The following is a 14,417-nucleotide window of genomic DNA, read 5'->3' as shown; positions in this document are numbered from 1 at the left end:
CTGACTAGTAAGGGGTGTGTTCGTAAAAGTGTTCAGCAACCCCTTCTTTAGCAACATGTCTGGCAACTAATACAACTCCCAATATAAAACTGCTGATTACCCCAATGCCCAGTAGATAGTCTACAAAGTCTCCCCCTTTAATAAATAAAGTGGCCAGAAAATCATTCTTGGCCCCGAAATGAACCGATAAACCAATCAGGCCAACGCCACCTAAGGCGCTCAATAAAGAACCAAAAAATCGGTGTTCTTTTGTAGAAAAACTCGTCTTTTCACCCATAAATCCTCCAAATTGATATGAAGATCTTAGGCTCCCAGGGCCCCTAGGGGAACCAAGAAAAACTAATAAATAAACAACTGGTCTTGGATAGGGGTTTGGCTTTCCATATTCGATTTAGGCATATCGATAGCACTAAAGATTGCTTGCGAGCATTAATTAGGGGGTGTACATTAATTCAAAGCGTTAATTAAAGGAATTTAGGAATCGTTATGTCACCCGTTAGAGAACTCTATAACCCAGCAATTACCAAGTTGCTACGCGAGCATGACCAACTCCCACATGACAAAGTTGAAGAGCGTAAAAGCTTCCAACGTCGCATTCTGTTTCTGATGAATACCATCAAGTTTGCAGAATTTGAAGATTCTTTTGCTTAATTAAAAAGTATCAAAAAAAGGCCACTTTCAAGTGGCCTTTTTTATTGCTGCAGTTACCTCAATCTTTCTAACTTAATGCTGCGATCGGATTCGATGCAATACAGCAACCATCTTGTCCACCTCTTGGCACGTGTTATAAAAGGCTAGAGACGGTCGCACAGTAGTTTCGACCCCCATACGGCGCAAGATAGGCTGAGCGCAATGGTGACCAGAACGAACTGCTATCCCCTCTTTATTTAAGGCAGCACCAATATCTTCAGTTTTTATACCTGGCATCACAAAAGATAAAACACTAGCCTTTTCCTTTGCCGTTCCAATTAAGCGAATACCAGGCACATCTTTTAAGAGACGAGTTGCATAAAGTAAAAGTTGATGCTCGTATTGGTCAATTACATCAATGCCAATTGAATTGACATAATCGATTGCAGCACCAAGCCCAACGGCATCAGCAATATTGCCAGTACCTGCTTCAAAGCGACCTGGAGCATCATGAAATTGGGTATGGTCGAAGGTTACATCCTTGATCATGTTGCCGCCACCCTGCCAAGGCTGAGTGGCATTGAGCAAGTCTTCTTTTCCATAAAGCACGCCAATACCAGTAGGGCCGAAGACCTTATGTCCAGAAAACACAAACCAGTCTGGATTCAGGTCTTGCAAGTCGACCCTCATATGGGAAATCGATTGAGCCCCATCTAGCAACACCCTCACCCCAGCTGCGTGAGCAATCTCAATAATCTTCTTCGCCGGGGTAATCGTACCTAGAGCGTTCGAAACATGAGTAAAACTCACTAACTTAGTGCGAGCATTAAAGAGCTTTTGATACTCATCTAACAATAGCTCTCCATCATCGTTTACTGGAATCACGCGGAGACGCAAACCCTTTTCTTTAGCTAATAACTGCCATGGAACAATATTGGCATGATGCTCTAAGTTACTCAGAATGATTTCATCACCCTCTTTGAGATTTTGACGTCCCCAACTCTGAGATACCAAGTTAATTGCTTCAGTAGTTCCACGCACAAAGACAATCTCGTTAACAGATTTTGCGTTTAGGAAGGCGCGAACCTTCTCACGAGCACTCTCATAGGCATCAGTTGCACGGGCAGCTAATTCATGAGCAGCACGATGAATATTGGAGTTCTCATGCTCATAGAAGTAGCTAATGCGATCTATTACCGACTGAGGCTTTTGGGTTGTTGCTGCATTATCAAACCAAATTAACTGTCGACCATTTACTCGCTCAGAAAGAATTGGAAAGTCCTTGCGAACCAATAATGGATCAAATCCAGCATGTTGATTTTTAGCTGTAGGAGCTTCATTCAAAAATATCTGATTAACTAATTGCTCATTTATGGGATTTGCCAACCCAATCAATAAGGAGTTTGGAATAAATTGCTCAGCGCCGAAGCTTCCTCCTTGAGATAACAGGCTTGGATTTTGCGAGAGCGCATCATGACTAGCTTGCTGCTTCGTACCGCCCAATGCCTGTTGCGGGATTCCCTTAATATCTAGTGAGTCTGGTGGCTGAATCGAATGGCTCGCTACCTCACTTGGTAAATTACCGCGTGGATCACCAAGACTCAATGAATTTAGATCCTGATCCCCTGAATTATGAGCAACCTTTTGCTGCAAAGAGGCAAGAACCTGTTGTGCAATTGTCGCCAAATCTAAAGATGCATTCGGTTGAAATGAATGGCTAGCGGCTCCGCTTGGCAAAACTCCACGTGGATCACCTGCAGAATTAGACTGCGGCTGATAGTCGGAGAAGTTCTGGTTAGCCAAGTCAGCCAATACCTTTGGATCTAAAAGACCTGGATGGGTTTGATTACTTGTACTCATGATATTTACCAACCTCAACGCCATCAAGAACTGCAAGCGCATCATCAGTCAACACAGCCAAAGAGCAATATAAAGAAACCAAATAAGAAGCAATTGCTTTGTTGTTAATACCCATGAAGCGAACAGATAAGCCTGGACTTTGTTCGCCTGGTAAATTTGGTTGATATAAACCTACGACACCCTGTTTCTTCTCGCCAGAGCGAATCAACAAAATAGATGACTTACCATCTTGAATCTTCACCTTATCCGATGGAATCAATGGAACGCCACGCCATGTCAAAAATTGACTGCCAAATAAACCTGTAGTTGGAGGAGGAACACCGCGACGGGTACATTCACGACCAAAAGCTGCAATCGTTTTTGGATGAGCCAAAAAGAATCCAGGCTCTTTCCATACCTTAGTTAATAACTCATCTAAATCATCTGGTGTCGGCGCTCCAGTACGAGTTTTAATACGCTGATCAGGAGCAACGCTTGCTAATAAACCGTACTCAGCATTGTTAATTAACTCACCTTCTTGACGCTCTTTTACAGTTTCAATTGTTAGTCGCAATTGTTCGCTAATTTGATTGTATGGACTGCTGTACAAGTCAGAGATACGTGTATGAACGTCTAACACTGTATTTACAGCACTTAAGAAGTACTCGCGTGGGTTTGCATCATAGTCCACAAATGTCTGCGGTAATACCCGCTCATCGTCACGACTAGAACAGTCTGTCAATACCTCAGATGGATTGATAACTCTATTTAAACGATAAATACCCGCCTCTACCGGAACCCAACCCAATAACTGAGTTAACCAACGAGGTGAAATTGTAGATAACTGAGGAACCGTCTTAGTTGCATTGGCTAATTGCCGAGCTGCTAAGTCACCTAATGCGGTTGGACTTTGAATAACTTCTGCCATAACTACTCCTTTTTACTTGTTTAAAGAATGATTGAAAAAATCTTGTTAGGTTGCTAGTGCCCAAGGGTTTGAGCCTGAGAAATATTGCTATCTGGTGGAACACTTCTCGTTAACCACACATTTCCACCTATAGTTGATCTAGCACCAATCGTGATACGCCCTAATACCGTAGCGCCGGCATAAATGACGACATCATCCTCAAGAATGGGATGACGTTCTGCGCCTTTAATGAGATTGCCTTCGTCATCCTCTGGAAACCGCTTAGCGCCCAAAGTTACCGCTTGATATAGGCGTACGTTTTTGCCTAATATGGCAGTTTGCCCAATCACCACGCCGGTCCCATGATCAATAAAGAAGCCTTCACCAATCTTTGCCCCTGGATGTATATCTACACCAGTTTTGGAGTGGGCAATCTCTGAGATAAACCTTGCCAGCAATGGAGCGCCTAACTCATAAAGCGCATGGGCAATTCGATAATGAATCGCCGCGCTTACACCTGGGTAGCACAAGAGAATTTCAGAAATACTCGTTGCTGCAGGGTCCCCACTCATCGCAGCACGGATATCACTCACTATTAATGCTCGTATTGCAGGAAGCTCAGATGCAAATTGCGTTGTTAGTTTTTCCGCTAAAGCATCAAATGTGGCCTCTGCCTCTAGATTGCTATTTGACGAAAAATACAAACCCCGACGAATTTGCTCTGATAGCGTATTTAGGGCGACGCTTAAGACGCTCCCAACAAAAAAATCAATAGACTCATCTGTTAAGTCAGACCGGCCGTAATGCGTAGGAAATAAAGCAGCGAACAGTCCTTTTAAAACTTCTTCAAGCGCCTCCCTTGAAGGCAGTTCACGCACCCTTCCTAAGTGTCGAATCTTATGAGTCTCTTCGCGAGAATGGCGAAGATCTGCGACAACTCGCGAAAGTTGAAATGAGGCAGGAACCTGATGATGACTAGACATAAAACATTTGTGCAATGAATAAACAAATGAAATTTATGACTAAAAGTGAAATAACAGAACTAAGAATTATGTATAAGCATTCCTAAATATCGATATCAGAATTTCTTGATTCCAAGTTTTGAACAATCTCATTACAGTGAGGACCTAATTCACTATGACTAATACAAATACCCTCATCATTCCAGGATATCGCGGTAGCGAGGATGCTCATTGGCAAAGCTGGATGGAGAGCCAAATTCCTGGGTCAAAGCGAATTCACCAGAACTGGGAACAGCCCGCCCTCTCCAACTGGGCAACTAATATTGGTCGCACCCTAACTGATCTGACATCCCCTGCATGGCTTATTGCACATAGCTTTGGCTGCCTGGCATCCATACTGGCTGCAATTGAAAATCCAGAGAAAGTTGCCGGTTTAATGCTTGTTGCACCAGCCGATCCAGAGCGATTTGATCAAAATGGAGTTAAGCGTTGGCATGGAATTGGCGCATCAGAAAGTATTCGCGCACAAATTCCAGCACATGCCCTACCCGTACCAAGTCTTCTCATTGCAAGTGATAACGATCCATGGATGCAAGCATCGAAGGCTAGGCTATGGGGTGAGTGCTGGGGTAGCCGCACTTTTACATTGAAAGAGGCTGGGCATATTAATACTGCCTCTGGGTTTGGGCCTTGGCCCGATGGTCTCAAGCTTTTTTATCATTTCAAAGGCTATGCCCATACTTATAAATCATCCCAAGCCTCTGTTTTTAAAGATAATTCGGCTTTAATTCCATTTAACGATAACCAATCCACTTTTTCTTGCTTCCCTGCTTAAGGGTTTTTCTCTAAATTCTTTCCATCTACTGAAAGGAATTGCAATGAAACGTATTGGTTTATCAAAATTTGCAGCCGCACTCTTCTTGGGTATAGGCCTAATCTCTATAAGCTTTGCTCAACAAAGTATTTTGAATGTGTCTTACGATCCTACTCGTGAGCTCTATCAGGACTACGACAAAGTCTTCACGGCTGACTGGAAGAAATCGGCCGGGCAAGATATCTCAATTAAACAATCTCATGGCGGCTCTGGGAAACAAGCACGTGCTGTTTTGGATGGATTAGATGCGGATGTTGTAACCCTCGCCCTAGCTTATGACATCGATATCCTGGCGGAGAAAGGTCTAGTAGCCAAAGACTGGCAGAAGAAATTCAAAGACAATTCTTCCCCGTACACCTCAACGATTGTTTTCTTGGTACGTAAAGGCAACCCAAAGGGCATCAAAGATTGGAATGATCTAACAAAACCTGGTATCGAGGTGATTACACCAAATCCGAAAACTTCAGGTGGCGCTCGCTGGAACTACTTAGCAGCATGGGCATATGCACTTAAACAACCTGGCGGCAATGATGCTTCAGCAAAAGCTTTTGTTAAAAAACTCTATGCCAATGTGAAAGTTCTAGATTCAGGTGCACGTGGTGCAACTACAACCTTTACTGAACGCGGTATTGGTGATGTTTTGATTGCCTGGGAAAACGAAGCTTACTTGGCAGTTAAAGAGTTAGGTCCAGAAAAATTTGACATCGTCACCCCATCAATTTCCATTCTTGCTGAACCACCTGTAGCAGTAGTAGATAAAGTAGTTGATAAGAAAGGCACTCGTAAGGTGGCAACAGCTTACCTACAAGGTCTATACACCCCAGAGGGTCAAGAGATTGCCGCCCAAAACTACTATCGCCCACGTGACCCTAAGGTAGCTGCTAAGTACGCAAATCAATTCGCTAAAGTGAAGCTTGTCACGATTGATCAAGTATTCGGTGGCTGGCAGAAAGCTCAAAAGACCCACTTCAATGATGGAGGTATATTTGATGAAATCATTGTTAAATGATCACCGCTAGTAGTTATATGAATTAACCCTAAACAGCCCAGACGACACTCTCTGGGCTGTTTTTCTTGATACATGCCTCTTATATGCATTTTGCATATAAGTTAATGATCTTTTCTTGTTTCCCTTTAATGGAGCAAAACCCTAGACTGATGGGATGTCTTCAGCAAAGAAAAATAGCATCTTCCCTGGTTTTGGTTTATCGCTTGGTTACACCATTACCTATTTGTCGATCATCGTCTTAATTCCACTCTCTGCAGTCATTTTTAAGACCACTAGCCTCACTTTTAGCGAGTTCATTACTGAAGTTACTTCTCCTAGGGTAATGGCATCGTATCGACTTAGCTTTGGTATGGCCCTATTAGCCGGATTCATCAACTCAATCTTTGGTCTTTTACTAGCATGGTCTCTTGTGCGCTACACCTTTATTGGTAAAAATTTAGTTGATGCTCTAGTAGATCTTCCATTCGCATTACCCACCGCCGTAACTGGTATTGCATTAGCTGCTCTCTACTCAAAAAATGGTTGGATCGGTCAATACCTTGAACCACTTGGAATCAAGATTGCTTTTACCCCATGGGGCGTTCTTGTTGCCCTGATATTTATTGGACTTCCCTTTGTTGTCAGAACAGTACAGCCCATTCTCGAAGAAATTGAAATAGAGTTAGAAGAGGCCTCTGCAAGCCTTGGCGCTAGTCGTTGGCAAACCTTTAGACGGGTGGTGTTACCCATTCTTTTGCCTGCCTTACTTACTGGATTTGCACTTGCTTTCGCACGTGCTGTTGGTGAGTACGGCTCTGTCATCTTTATTGCTGGCAATATTCCAATGGTCTCGGAAATCACTCCACTGATGATCATTACCAAGCTGGAACAGTACGACTACGCTGGCGCAACGGCGATCGCCTCTGTGATGCTCGTTATCTCAATGATTTTGCTTCTTGCAATTAATGGCTTGCAAGCCTGGACTGCGAAAAGAACGGGGAGGACTCGCTAATGAGTACGACGCGTTTTGAACGTAGTAGCGCAACACGAGACTCTGCAATCGTAAAAACGATTGTTTTATTTCTGTCCTTAAGCTTCTTTGGTATCTTTCTGCTGCTCCCACTTTTTTCAGTGTTTGCAGAAGCGCTACATAAAGGCTGGGTCTATTACTTCAATGCCTTAACGGAGCCTGATACTTGGTCAGCCATTAAATTAACCTTGCTCGCAGCAGGTATTGCAGTTCCTTTGAATCTTATCTTCGGAGTTGCAGCTTCATGGGCTATCGCTAAGTTTGATTTCAGGGGAAAACACCTTCTGATCACACTAATTGACATCCCCTTTTCCGTTTCTCCCGTCATCGCAGGCTTAATTTTCGTACTGGTATTTGGTGCCCAAGGTTGGTTCGGCAGCTGGCTTTCCGACCATGACATCAAGATCATTTTTGCCGTGCCTGGAATTATTTTGGCTACTATTTTTGTCACCTTTCCATTTGTCGCACGTGAACTAATCCCATTAATGGAGGCACAGGGTCGCGAAGAGGAAGAGGCTGCAACCGTTTTAGGTGCTAATGGTTGGCAAACCTTTTGGTATGTCACCCTCCCCAACATCAAATGGGGCTTGCTATACGGAGTCATTCTTTGTAATGCTCGTGCAATGGGAGAATTTGGAGCTGTTTCAGTTGTCTCTGGTCACATTCGCGGCTATACAAATACCATTCCACTGCAAGTAGAAATTCTCTACAACGAATACAACTATGTTGCTGCATTTGCAGTGGCATCCCTACTGGCTCTCTTAGCACTATTAACTCTGGCTGCCAAAACCTATGTGGAATGGCGCCTTGAATCCGAAACAAACGCAGCACCCGCAATCGAAGGTCCATTATGAGTATTGTTGTTCAAAACGTTAATAAAAAATTTGGTGACTTTGTTGCCTTAAATAATGTTTCTCTCGAATTTCCATCGGGCGAGCTAGTTGCCCTTTTAGGCCCATCTGGCTGTGGAAAGACTACGCTTTTGCGCATCATTGCCGGTCTTGAGACCCCCGATAGTGGCAATATTATTTTAGATGGTGCCGATACTTCAGCCACCCCCGTGCGCGATCGTCAAGTGGGATTTGTATTTCAACACTATGCCCTGTTTAAGCATATGACTGTTTTTGATAACGTTGCTTTTGGCTTGCAAGTGAAGAATCGTAAAGAGCGCCCAAGCAAAGATGAGATCGCGCACAAAGTTCATGAGCTATTAAAGCTCGTTCAACTAGATTGGCTACATGATCGCTTCCCCGCACAACTATCTGGCGGTCAACGTCAACGCATTGCTTTGGCTCGAGCTTTGGCCGTGCAACCTAAAGTATTACTATTAGATGAACCCTTTGGTGCACTAGATGCCAAAGTGCGTAAAGAGTTGCGTCGCTGGTTACGTCAATTACATGATGAACTCCATATCACCTCAATTTTCGTAACCCACGATCAGGAGGAAGCGCTCGAAGTAGCTGATCGTGTAGTGCTCATGAACCAAGGCAATGTCGAGCAAATCGGCAGTCCAGATGAAGTCTATGAACATCCTGCCACTCCTTTTGTATATGGGTTCTTGGGCAATGTGAATTTATTTCATGGTCGTGTGGAGGGCGAAGGCATTCAAGTAGGAAATGACAAGCTCGAGCACAACTACTCCAGCAGTATTTCTCAAGGCGCATCGGTGATGGCGTTTGCACGCCCACATGAACTCGATATTGTTGCCGACAATAGTCGAAGTGATGGGGTACCAGCCAAAATAGATCGCATTCTCTCTTTTGGATTGAATTCTCGTATTGAACTCTCCGCAGCATCAAGCGGTGGCGAATATGCTCAGCAATTCTATGAAGTAGAGCTTCCTAAGATCGAAGTAGTAAAACGTGGTCTGGTTGAAGGTCAGCAAGTTAGAATTGTTCCATCACAATTACGCGTTTTCGAAAAACTATCCAAGAATTAAGACAATAGGTCGCCATGAACTTTCAACAACTGCGTATCATTCGCGAAACTGTCCGTCGTAATTTCAACCTGACTGAGGTTGGTAACGCTCTGGCTACCTCACAGTCTGGCGTTAGCAAACATATTCTGGATTTAGAGGATGAATTGGGAGTAGAGCTTTTTGTTCGCAAAGGCAAGCGCCTCCTAGGCCTTACAGAGCCTGGCAAAGAGCTACTAACGATCGTTGAACGCATCTTGCTCGATACCAAAAATATTAAGCAGTTGGGAGCGCAGTTTAGCCAGGCCGATAAAGGGCAGCTGACAATCGCTACAACCCACACGCAAGCGCGTTATGCATTGCCAAATGTAGTTAGTCAGTTTAAGAAAAAATTTCCGAATGTACACCTTGCACTTCATCAAGGCAGTCCACAAGAAATTGTTGAGTTATTGCTTGAGGGTCGCGCGGACATCGGCATTGCTACTGAAGCTTTAGAAGGCATTCCAGAATTGGTCACCTTCCCTTATTACTCTTGGCATCACACAGTAGTCGTTCCAAAAGGCCATCCACTCGAAGGTAAAAAGAATTTATCTTTAGAAGAAATTGCAGAATATCCCATCGTGACCTATCACGAAGGATTTACTGGTAGAAAATCGGTTGATGAAACTTTTTCTAAAGCTGGCATTACTCCAGACATCGTGATGTCTGCACTCGATGCTGACGTGATCAAAACCTACGTAGAGTTAGGCCTTGGAATTGGCATCATCGCTTCCATGGCTTATCAATCGGATCGTGATACCAAGCTCAGCCTCTTGGATGTGGGCAATCTCTTTGAAGACAACACCACCCGTATTGCCCTGAGAAAAGGCTACTTCTTGCGAGGTTTTGCCTATGAATTCATAGAGTTATGCTCACCCAAGCTCGATGAAGCCAAGGTCAAGGCAGCCCTCAAACCCGAATCTGACATCGACTTAGACTAAAAAGCGGTTATGGGGCTTCAAAACCCTCTTTTTCCATTACTTTTGAGTATAAAAAGATGACTTATATATATTTGTAAGTAATAAGAATAGCCAATAAACTGCTGTGTCAGAGTTGGAAGCGCCTATTTGCTTCCCTCTCGGAGCAAGTAAATGACCCAGCAAAACCTACAAAATTCTCTCGAAAAACCCACCTTTTGGTCCATTCCACCAAGCGTCTTATCGCCAGCGGAACTTGCACAAAAGTCTGCCACTTTAAAGCAGCGCTTAAGCGATATTTCTCAGCGCTTTTCTGATGTTCGTTTTGCAACGAGCTTGGCTGCAGAAGATATGGTGGTAACAGATGCGATTAGCAAAGCCAATGCAAAGATTAAGTTATTTACTTTAGCTACTGGTCGTCTGCATCAAGAAACCGTTGATATGGTCAAAACGACTGAAGATCATTACGGCCTAGCTATTGAAAAAGTGTATCCACAAGAAAGTGATGTACAGGCTTTTATCGATCAATATGGCATGAATGGTTTTTATGAGGGTGAAGAACCCAAAAAAGCATGCTGTGGTGCACGCAAAATCAAACCACTGAATGCAGCATTGCTTGGTGCCGATGCCTGGATAACCGGTCAACGTCGTGAGCAATCTACTACTCGCACAGAACTCAATTTAGAAGAACTAGATGATGTAAGAGGTATTGCCAAGTTCAATCCTTTGTTTGATTGGAGTGAAGCCGATGTCTGGGCTTACATTAAACAAGAGAACGTCCCAATCCACCCGCTACATCTCAAAGGCTACCCTAGCATTGGCTGTGAGCCCTGCACCCGCCAGGTAAAGAAGGGCGAGGATATTCGGGCTGGCCGCTGGTGGTGGCTACAAAGCGATAGCAAAGAGTGCGGCTTGCACGTTAATAAATAACTTATTCATTAAAACTTAGTAGAAATAACTTACAGCATGTCAGAACAAAAATTACTTGATGATCACTTAGATTGGCTAGAAGCCGAATCGATTTACATCATTCGAGAAGTGGTTGCGCAATGCTCAAATCCAGCAATGCTCTTCTCGGGTGGTAAGGATTCGATTGTGATGTTTCATTTAGCTCGTAAAGCCTTCCAATTTGGTGATCGCCCTGTAAAGCTACCATTCCCCATTTTGCATATCGATACAGGACATAACTATCCTGAAGTGATTCAGTATCGTGATGATGTTGTCAAAAATACTGGTGTGAAACTCATCGTTGGTCACGTTGAGGACTCCATCAAAAAAGGGACTGTGCGCCTTCGCAAAGAAACCGATTCACGCAATGCTGCACAAGCTGTAACCCTGCTTGAAACCATCGCTGAGTACGAATTTGATGCCCTCATGGGTGGCGCACGCCGTGATGAAGAAAAGGCTCGCGCTAAAGAGCGCATCTTCTCTTTCCGCGATGAATTTGGCCAATGGGATCCTAAGGCACAGCGCCCCGAGCTCTGGAATCTCTATAACGCCCGCATCGCCAAAGGCGAAAACATGCGCGTGTTCCCAATCTCTAATTGGACTGAGCTCGATATCTGGCAATACATCGCCCGTGAAAACCTCGCTTTACCGAGTATCTACTACACCCATCAACGTGAAGTAGTAAAGAAGAACAATCTTTTGGTACCTGTGACCGATGTGACACCAAAGGCACCTGGTGACATTAGTGAAATTCTCAGCGTCCGCTTCCGTACCGTTGGCGACATCAGCTGCACCTGCCCAGTTTTGAGTACTGCCGCCAACCCACTAGAGATCATTGCCGAGACAGCAATTACTGAAATCACCGAACGAGGTGCAACTCGCATGGATGATCAAACCAATGAGGCCTCAATGGAGCGCCGTAAGAAAGAAGGTTACTTCTAATGACTACCAATCAAAATCAAAACGTTGTGCGCTTCATTACCGCTGGTAGCGTCGATGATGGTAAGAGCACACTTATTGGTCGCCTACTATATGACACTAAGTCTATTTTGGTAGACCAACTAGAGTCTCTTTCAAAAACTAAGCATGCTCGTGTCACCTCATCTGACGCTGGAGTTGACTTAGCCCTCTTGACCGATGGCCTTGAGGCCGAACGTGAGCAAGGCATCACGATTGATGTGGCGTATCGGTATTTCTCAACACCGAAGCGCAAGTTCATTGTGGCTGATGCTCCTGGTCATGAGCAATATACTCGCAACCTGGTTACTGGCGCATCACAATCTGATGTAGCTGTGATTTTGGTTGATGCAACTCGTGTTGATCTAAGCACTACACCAGCGACTTTATTGGCACAAACCAAACGTCATGCGGCCATTGTGCATTTATTGGGATTGCGTCATGTGGTGTTTGCTATTAATAAGATGGATTTATTTGAATTTGATGAGAAGATCTACAACACCATTAAAACTTCTATTGAAGATCTCGCTCAGAAAATTGGTTTGCCAAAGCCTACTTTGATTCCGATTTCTGCTCTATTGGGCGCTAATGTGGTTACTGCCAGTAAGTATACACCTTGGTATAAAGGACCTACTTTGCTTGCATGGTTAGAAAGTTTGGACACCAGCCCTGAATCTGAAAAACTCGCCTTACGTTTCCCGGTGCAATATGTGGCCCGTCAAGATGGCAGCGCTTCTGATGACTTCCGTGGTTACCTGGGTGAAATTGAATCGGGCAGTATTCACAAAGGCCAGAAAATCAAGGTGTTACCAGGTGGCTCCGAAGCGACCGTTGCCGAGATCTATTTGGGTAATCGCTCAAGCAGCAAGCAAACCAATGGAAGCAACGCTGTAGATTCAGCCGAAACTGGACAAGCCGTTGCGATTCAACTAGCAGAAGATATTGATATCTCCCGTGGCTCTCTATTCATTAGCGCTGATGACAGCAAACCACCAGTATTGAGTAAGCAACTTTCAGCTGATTTGTGCTGGTTAGATAGCGAACCTCTCTCGTTAAGCCGTAAATATGCTTTACGTCACACTACCAATACTGTTGGCGCAAAAGTGAAGAATATTCAACAAGTTCTAGATGTTCAAACGCTTTCGAATGCAAGTGATATTCATGCACTCTCGACTAATGAAATTGGCCGTGTGGATTTCATTCTGCAAAAACCAATCGTTGCCGACTTGTTTGATCAGTCTCAACGCACTGGCGCTTTCATCTTGATTGATGAGGCAACTAATCATACGGTTGCTGCCGGGATGATTCGTGAGGCAGTTTCACAATAAACCAACCGGTTTATAGAAATCTGCCTGCCGCAGTATTGATCACTGCGCCACCAATCACTAGCCACACAAATAAAACTGCAGCTAACTGCAAGGGTTTAATTCCTGCCTTCGCTACTGCCGAAAGATGCGTGGTGAGACCAAGCGCACCCATAGCTAAAGCTAACAGGAAGTTATCTAAATAAATTAAATTGGTACGCATCGATGAGCTGATATAGCCTGTTGAATTAATGCCAATCGCAATTAAAAAGAAGATAGCAAATACGGGGAAAAATTGTCCAAAGGAATTTTTCTTGGCATTAGCCTCAATATCACCAGATCCTGGCACATTCTTCGATTTTTCCCAAAAAGAAACTAGGGCAGATACCGCAATTAAAAACGGTGCCAACATCATGACACGAACCATTTTTGCAATGACTGCAGTATTGGTAACATCCTCGCCAATCGCATCAGCCGTCGCCACCACCTGTGCTACCTCATGGATAGTTGAGCCAATATAAATTCCAAATTTCTCTGGGCCGCAATATTCTGCGTAATTGAATAAACAATATGAGTAAATCACTGGGTAAATAAAAATAGATAGCGTACCAAATATCACGATCGTCGAAATCGCTACAGCAACTCGCTCATTTGAGGCCTTTAAGATAGGCTCAGTGGCAAGAATTGCAGCAGCACCACAGATGGAACTTCCCGCGCCAATTAAGACTGAAGTATCTCGATCTAATTTGAAATACTTCATACCTAGATATACCGCCAAAACGAAAGTTGATGTCAACATAAAGGCGTCAATCACAATTCCACTAAAGCCTACCTCGCCAATATCTTGAAAAGTTAATCGGAAACCATACAAAATAATTCCGAGGCGCAAGACTTTTTGCTTGGAGAAATTAATTCCAGCACCACAATAAGAAATCAAAAATTTATAAATTGGCATATTGCCTATTGCAATGCCAATCAAAATAGCTAGGGTCAAAATACTTAAACCGCTTTTGCCCAAAGCTGGGTATCTACCAGACATCTCGATAGCCACCAAGGCAACTACTGTTGAAAACAGTATTCCCGGAATATTTTTGATAAATTGCATTA

15 protein-coding genes are annotated in these 14,417 nt (G+C 43.9%); 10 read left to right on the top strand and 5 right to left on the bottom strand.

The window, feature by feature from the left end; genetic code table 11:
* Positions 1–4: 4 nt before the first annotated feature.
* Positions 5–277 carry a hypothetical protein gene (locus tag A8O14_RS02525; protein ID WP_068948073.1) on the bottom strand — a complete coding sequence of 91 codons (273 nt, stop codon included), beginning with the start codon at positions 275–277 and terminating at the stop codon, positions 5–7.
* A gap of 209 nt (positions 278–486) precedes the next feature.
* On the opposite strand from A8O14_RS02525, the gene A8O14_RS11835 reads away from it, so the two are divergent.
* Complete coding sequence (locus A8O14_RS11835; RefSeq protein ID WP_191904665.1) at positions 487–651, top strand: hypothetical protein; 165 nt, start codon at positions 487–489, stop codon at positions 649–651.
* A gap of 72 nt (positions 652–723) precedes the next feature.
* Here the strand turns inward: A8O14_RS11835 and A8O14_RS02520 are convergent, their stop codons facing one another.
* The 3 genes from A8O14_RS02520 to epsC are packed head-to-tail and all read right to left on the bottom strand — an operon-like array spanning position 724 to position 4,359.
* On the bottom strand, positions 724–2,490 hold the full coding sequence (locus A8O14_RS02520) for a family 2A encapsulin nanocompartment cargo protein cysteine desulfurase (protein ID WP_068948072.1): 1,767 nt from the start codon (positions 2,488–2,490) through the stop codon (positions 724–726).
* Positions 2,477–3,397: a family 2A encapsulin nanocompartment shell protein gene (locus A8O14_RS02515; RefSeq protein WP_068948071.1), complete on the bottom strand. Its 921-nt coding sequence runs from the start codon at positions 3,395–3,397 to the stop codon at positions 2,477–2,479. Before A8O14_RS02515 ends, A8O14_RS02520 begins: the two co-directional genes overlap by 14 nt.
* 53 nt (positions 3,398–3,450) lie before the next feature.
* Positions 3,451–4,359 (bottom strand): serine O-acetyltransferase EpsC, encoded by a 909-nt coding sequence (epsC, locus tag A8O14_RS02510; protein WP_068948070.1) that lies wholly within the window; start codon positions 4,357–4,359, stop codon positions 3,451–3,453.
* Positions 4,360–4,513: 154 nt separating this feature from the next.
* Between epsC and A8O14_RS02505 the strand changes: the two genes are divergently transcribed.
* The 9 genes from A8O14_RS02505 (at position 4,514) to A8O14_RS02465 (ending at position 13,334) form a co-directional block, all read left to right on the top strand.
* Positions 4,514–5,173, top strand: coding sequence for an RBBP9/YdeN family alpha/beta hydrolase (locus A8O14_RS02505; protein ID WP_068948069.1), 660 nt, complete (start codon positions 4,514–4,516; stop codon positions 5,171–5,173).
* A 43-nt stretch (positions 5,174–5,216) separates the two neighbouring features.
* Positions 5,217–6,221, top strand: a complete 1,005-nt coding sequence (locus A8O14_RS02500) for a sulfate ABC transporter substrate-binding protein (RefSeq protein ID WP_068948068.1) — start codon at positions 5,217–5,219, stop codon at positions 6,219–6,221.
* A gap of 154 nt (positions 6,222–6,375) precedes the next feature.
* On the top strand, positions 6,376–7,212 hold the full coding sequence (gene cysT / locus A8O14_RS02495) for a sulfate ABC transporter permease subunit CysT (protein ID WP_068948067.1): 837 nt from the start codon (positions 6,376–6,378) through the stop codon (positions 7,210–7,212).
* Positions 7,212–8,084, top strand: a complete 873-nt coding sequence (gene cysW, locus A8O14_RS02490; protein ID WP_068948066.1) for a sulfate ABC transporter permease subunit CysW — start codon at positions 7,212–7,214, stop codon at positions 8,082–8,084. Before cysT ends, cysW begins: the two co-directional genes overlap by 1 nt.
* Positions 8,081–9,169 carry a sulfate/molybdate ABC transporter ATP-binding protein gene (locus A8O14_RS02485; protein ID WP_068948065.1) on the top strand — a complete coding sequence of 363 codons (1,089 nt, stop codon included), beginning with the start codon at positions 8,081–8,083 and terminating at the stop codon, positions 9,167–9,169. The genes cysW and A8O14_RS02485 overlap by 4 nt, the downstream gene beginning before the upstream one ends.
* A gap of 14 nt (positions 9,170–9,183) precedes the next feature.
* Positions 9,184–10,125: a CysB family HTH-type transcriptional regulator gene (locus A8O14_RS02480; protein ID WP_068948064.1), complete on the top strand. Its 942-nt coding sequence runs from the start codon at positions 9,184–9,186 to the stop codon at positions 10,123–10,125.
* Between the two features lie 150 nt (positions 10,126–10,275).
* Positions 10,276–11,031 (top strand): phosphoadenylyl-sulfate reductase, encoded by a 756-nt coding sequence (locus A8O14_RS02475; protein WP_068948063.1) that lies wholly within the window; start codon positions 10,276–10,278, stop codon positions 11,029–11,031.
* A gap of 36 nt (positions 11,032–11,067) precedes the next feature.
* Positions 11,068–11,991: a sulfate adenylyltransferase subunit CysD gene (cysD, locus tag A8O14_RS02470; protein WP_068948062.1), complete on the top strand. Its 924-nt coding sequence runs from the start codon at positions 11,068–11,070 to the stop codon at positions 11,989–11,991.
* Entirely contained in the window at positions 11,991–13,334 is a 1,344-nt protein-coding gene (locus A8O14_RS02465; RefSeq protein ID WP_068948061.1) for a sulfate adenylyltransferase subunit 1, read from the top strand. The genes cysD and A8O14_RS02465 overlap by 1 nt, the downstream gene beginning before the upstream one ends.
* Before the next feature lie 10 nt (positions 13,335–13,344).
* Here A8O14_RS02465 and A8O14_RS02460 read toward each other — a convergent pair whose 3' ends face one another.
* Positions 13,345–14,415 (bottom strand): YeiH family protein, encoded by a 1,071-nt coding sequence (locus tag A8O14_RS02460; RefSeq protein WP_068948060.1) that lies wholly within the window; start codon positions 14,413–14,415, stop codon positions 13,345–13,347.
* Positions 14,416–14,417: the final 2 nt, after the last annotated feature.

It is taken from the genome of Polynucleobacter wuianus (assembly GCF_001659725.1).
GTDB classification, from domain to species: domain Bacteria; phylum Pseudomonadota; class Gammaproteobacteria; order Burkholderiales; family Burkholderiaceae; genus Polynucleobacter; species Polynucleobacter wuianus.
Note: the sequence above shows the minus strand (reverse complement) of the source record. Positions and strands in the feature narration are given on the sequence as shown.

What these genes read in the sequence shown, in the direction of transcription:
- A8O14_RS02505 (WP_068948069.1), top strand. Translation starts at nt 4,514, where the DNA reads ATGACTAATACAAATACCCTCATCATTCCAGGATATCGCGGTAGCGAG.
- cysT (WP_068948067.1), top strand. Translation starts at nt 6,376, where the DNA reads ATGTCTTCAGCAAAGAAAAATAGCATCTTCCCTGGTTTTGGTTTATCG.
- cysW (WP_068948066.1), top strand. Translation starts at nt 7,212, where the DNA reads ATGAGTACGACGCGTTTTGAACGTAGTAGCGCAACACGAGACTCTGCA.
- A8O14_RS11835 (WP_191904665.1), top strand. Translation starts at nt 487, where the DNA reads ATGTCACCCGTTAGAGAACTCTATAACCCAGCAATTACCAAGTTGCTA.
- A8O14_RS02515 (WP_068948071.1), bottom strand. Translation starts at nt 3,397, where the DNA reads ATGGCAGAAGTTATTCAAAGTCCAACCGCATTAGGTGACTTAGCAGCT.
- A8O14_RS02520 (WP_068948072.1), bottom strand. Translation starts at nt 2,490, where the DNA reads ATGAGTACAAGTAATCAAACCCATCCAGGTCTTTTAGATCCAAAGGTA.
- A8O14_RS02500 (WP_068948068.1), top strand. Translation starts at nt 5,217, where the DNA reads ATGAAACGTATTGGTTTATCAAAATTTGCAGCCGCACTCTTCTTGGGT.
- A8O14_RS02475 (WP_068948063.1), top strand. Translation starts at nt 10,276, where the DNA reads ATGACCCAGCAAAACCTACAAAATTCTCTCGAAAAACCCACCTTTTGG.
- A8O14_RS02485 (WP_068948065.1), top strand. Translation starts at nt 8,081, where the DNA reads ATGAGTATTGTTGTTCAAAACGTTAATAAAAAATTTGGTGACTTTGTT.
- A8O14_RS02465 (WP_068948061.1), top strand. Translation starts at nt 11,991, where the DNA reads ATGACTACCAATCAAAATCAAAACGTTGTGCGCTTCATTACCGCTGGT.
- A8O14_RS02525 (WP_068948073.1), bottom strand. Translation starts at nt 277, where the DNA reads ATGGGTGAAAAGACGAGTTTTTCTACAAAAGAACACCGATTTTTTGGT.
- A8O14_RS02480 (WP_068948064.1), top strand. Translation starts at nt 9,184, where the DNA reads ATGAACTTTCAACAACTGCGTATCATTCGCGAAACTGTCCGTCGTAAT.
- epsC (WP_068948070.1), bottom strand. Translation starts at nt 4,359, where the DNA reads ATGTCTAGTCATCATCAGGTTCCTGCCTCATTTCAACTTTCGCGAGTT.
- A8O14_RS02460 (WP_068948060.1), bottom strand. Translation starts at nt 14,415, where the DNA reads ATGCAATTTATCAAAAATATTCCGGGAATACTGTTTTCAACAGTAGTT.
- cysD (WP_068948062.1), top strand. Translation starts at nt 11,068, where the DNA reads ATGTCAGAACAAAAATTACTTGATGATCACTTAGATTGGCTAGAAGCC.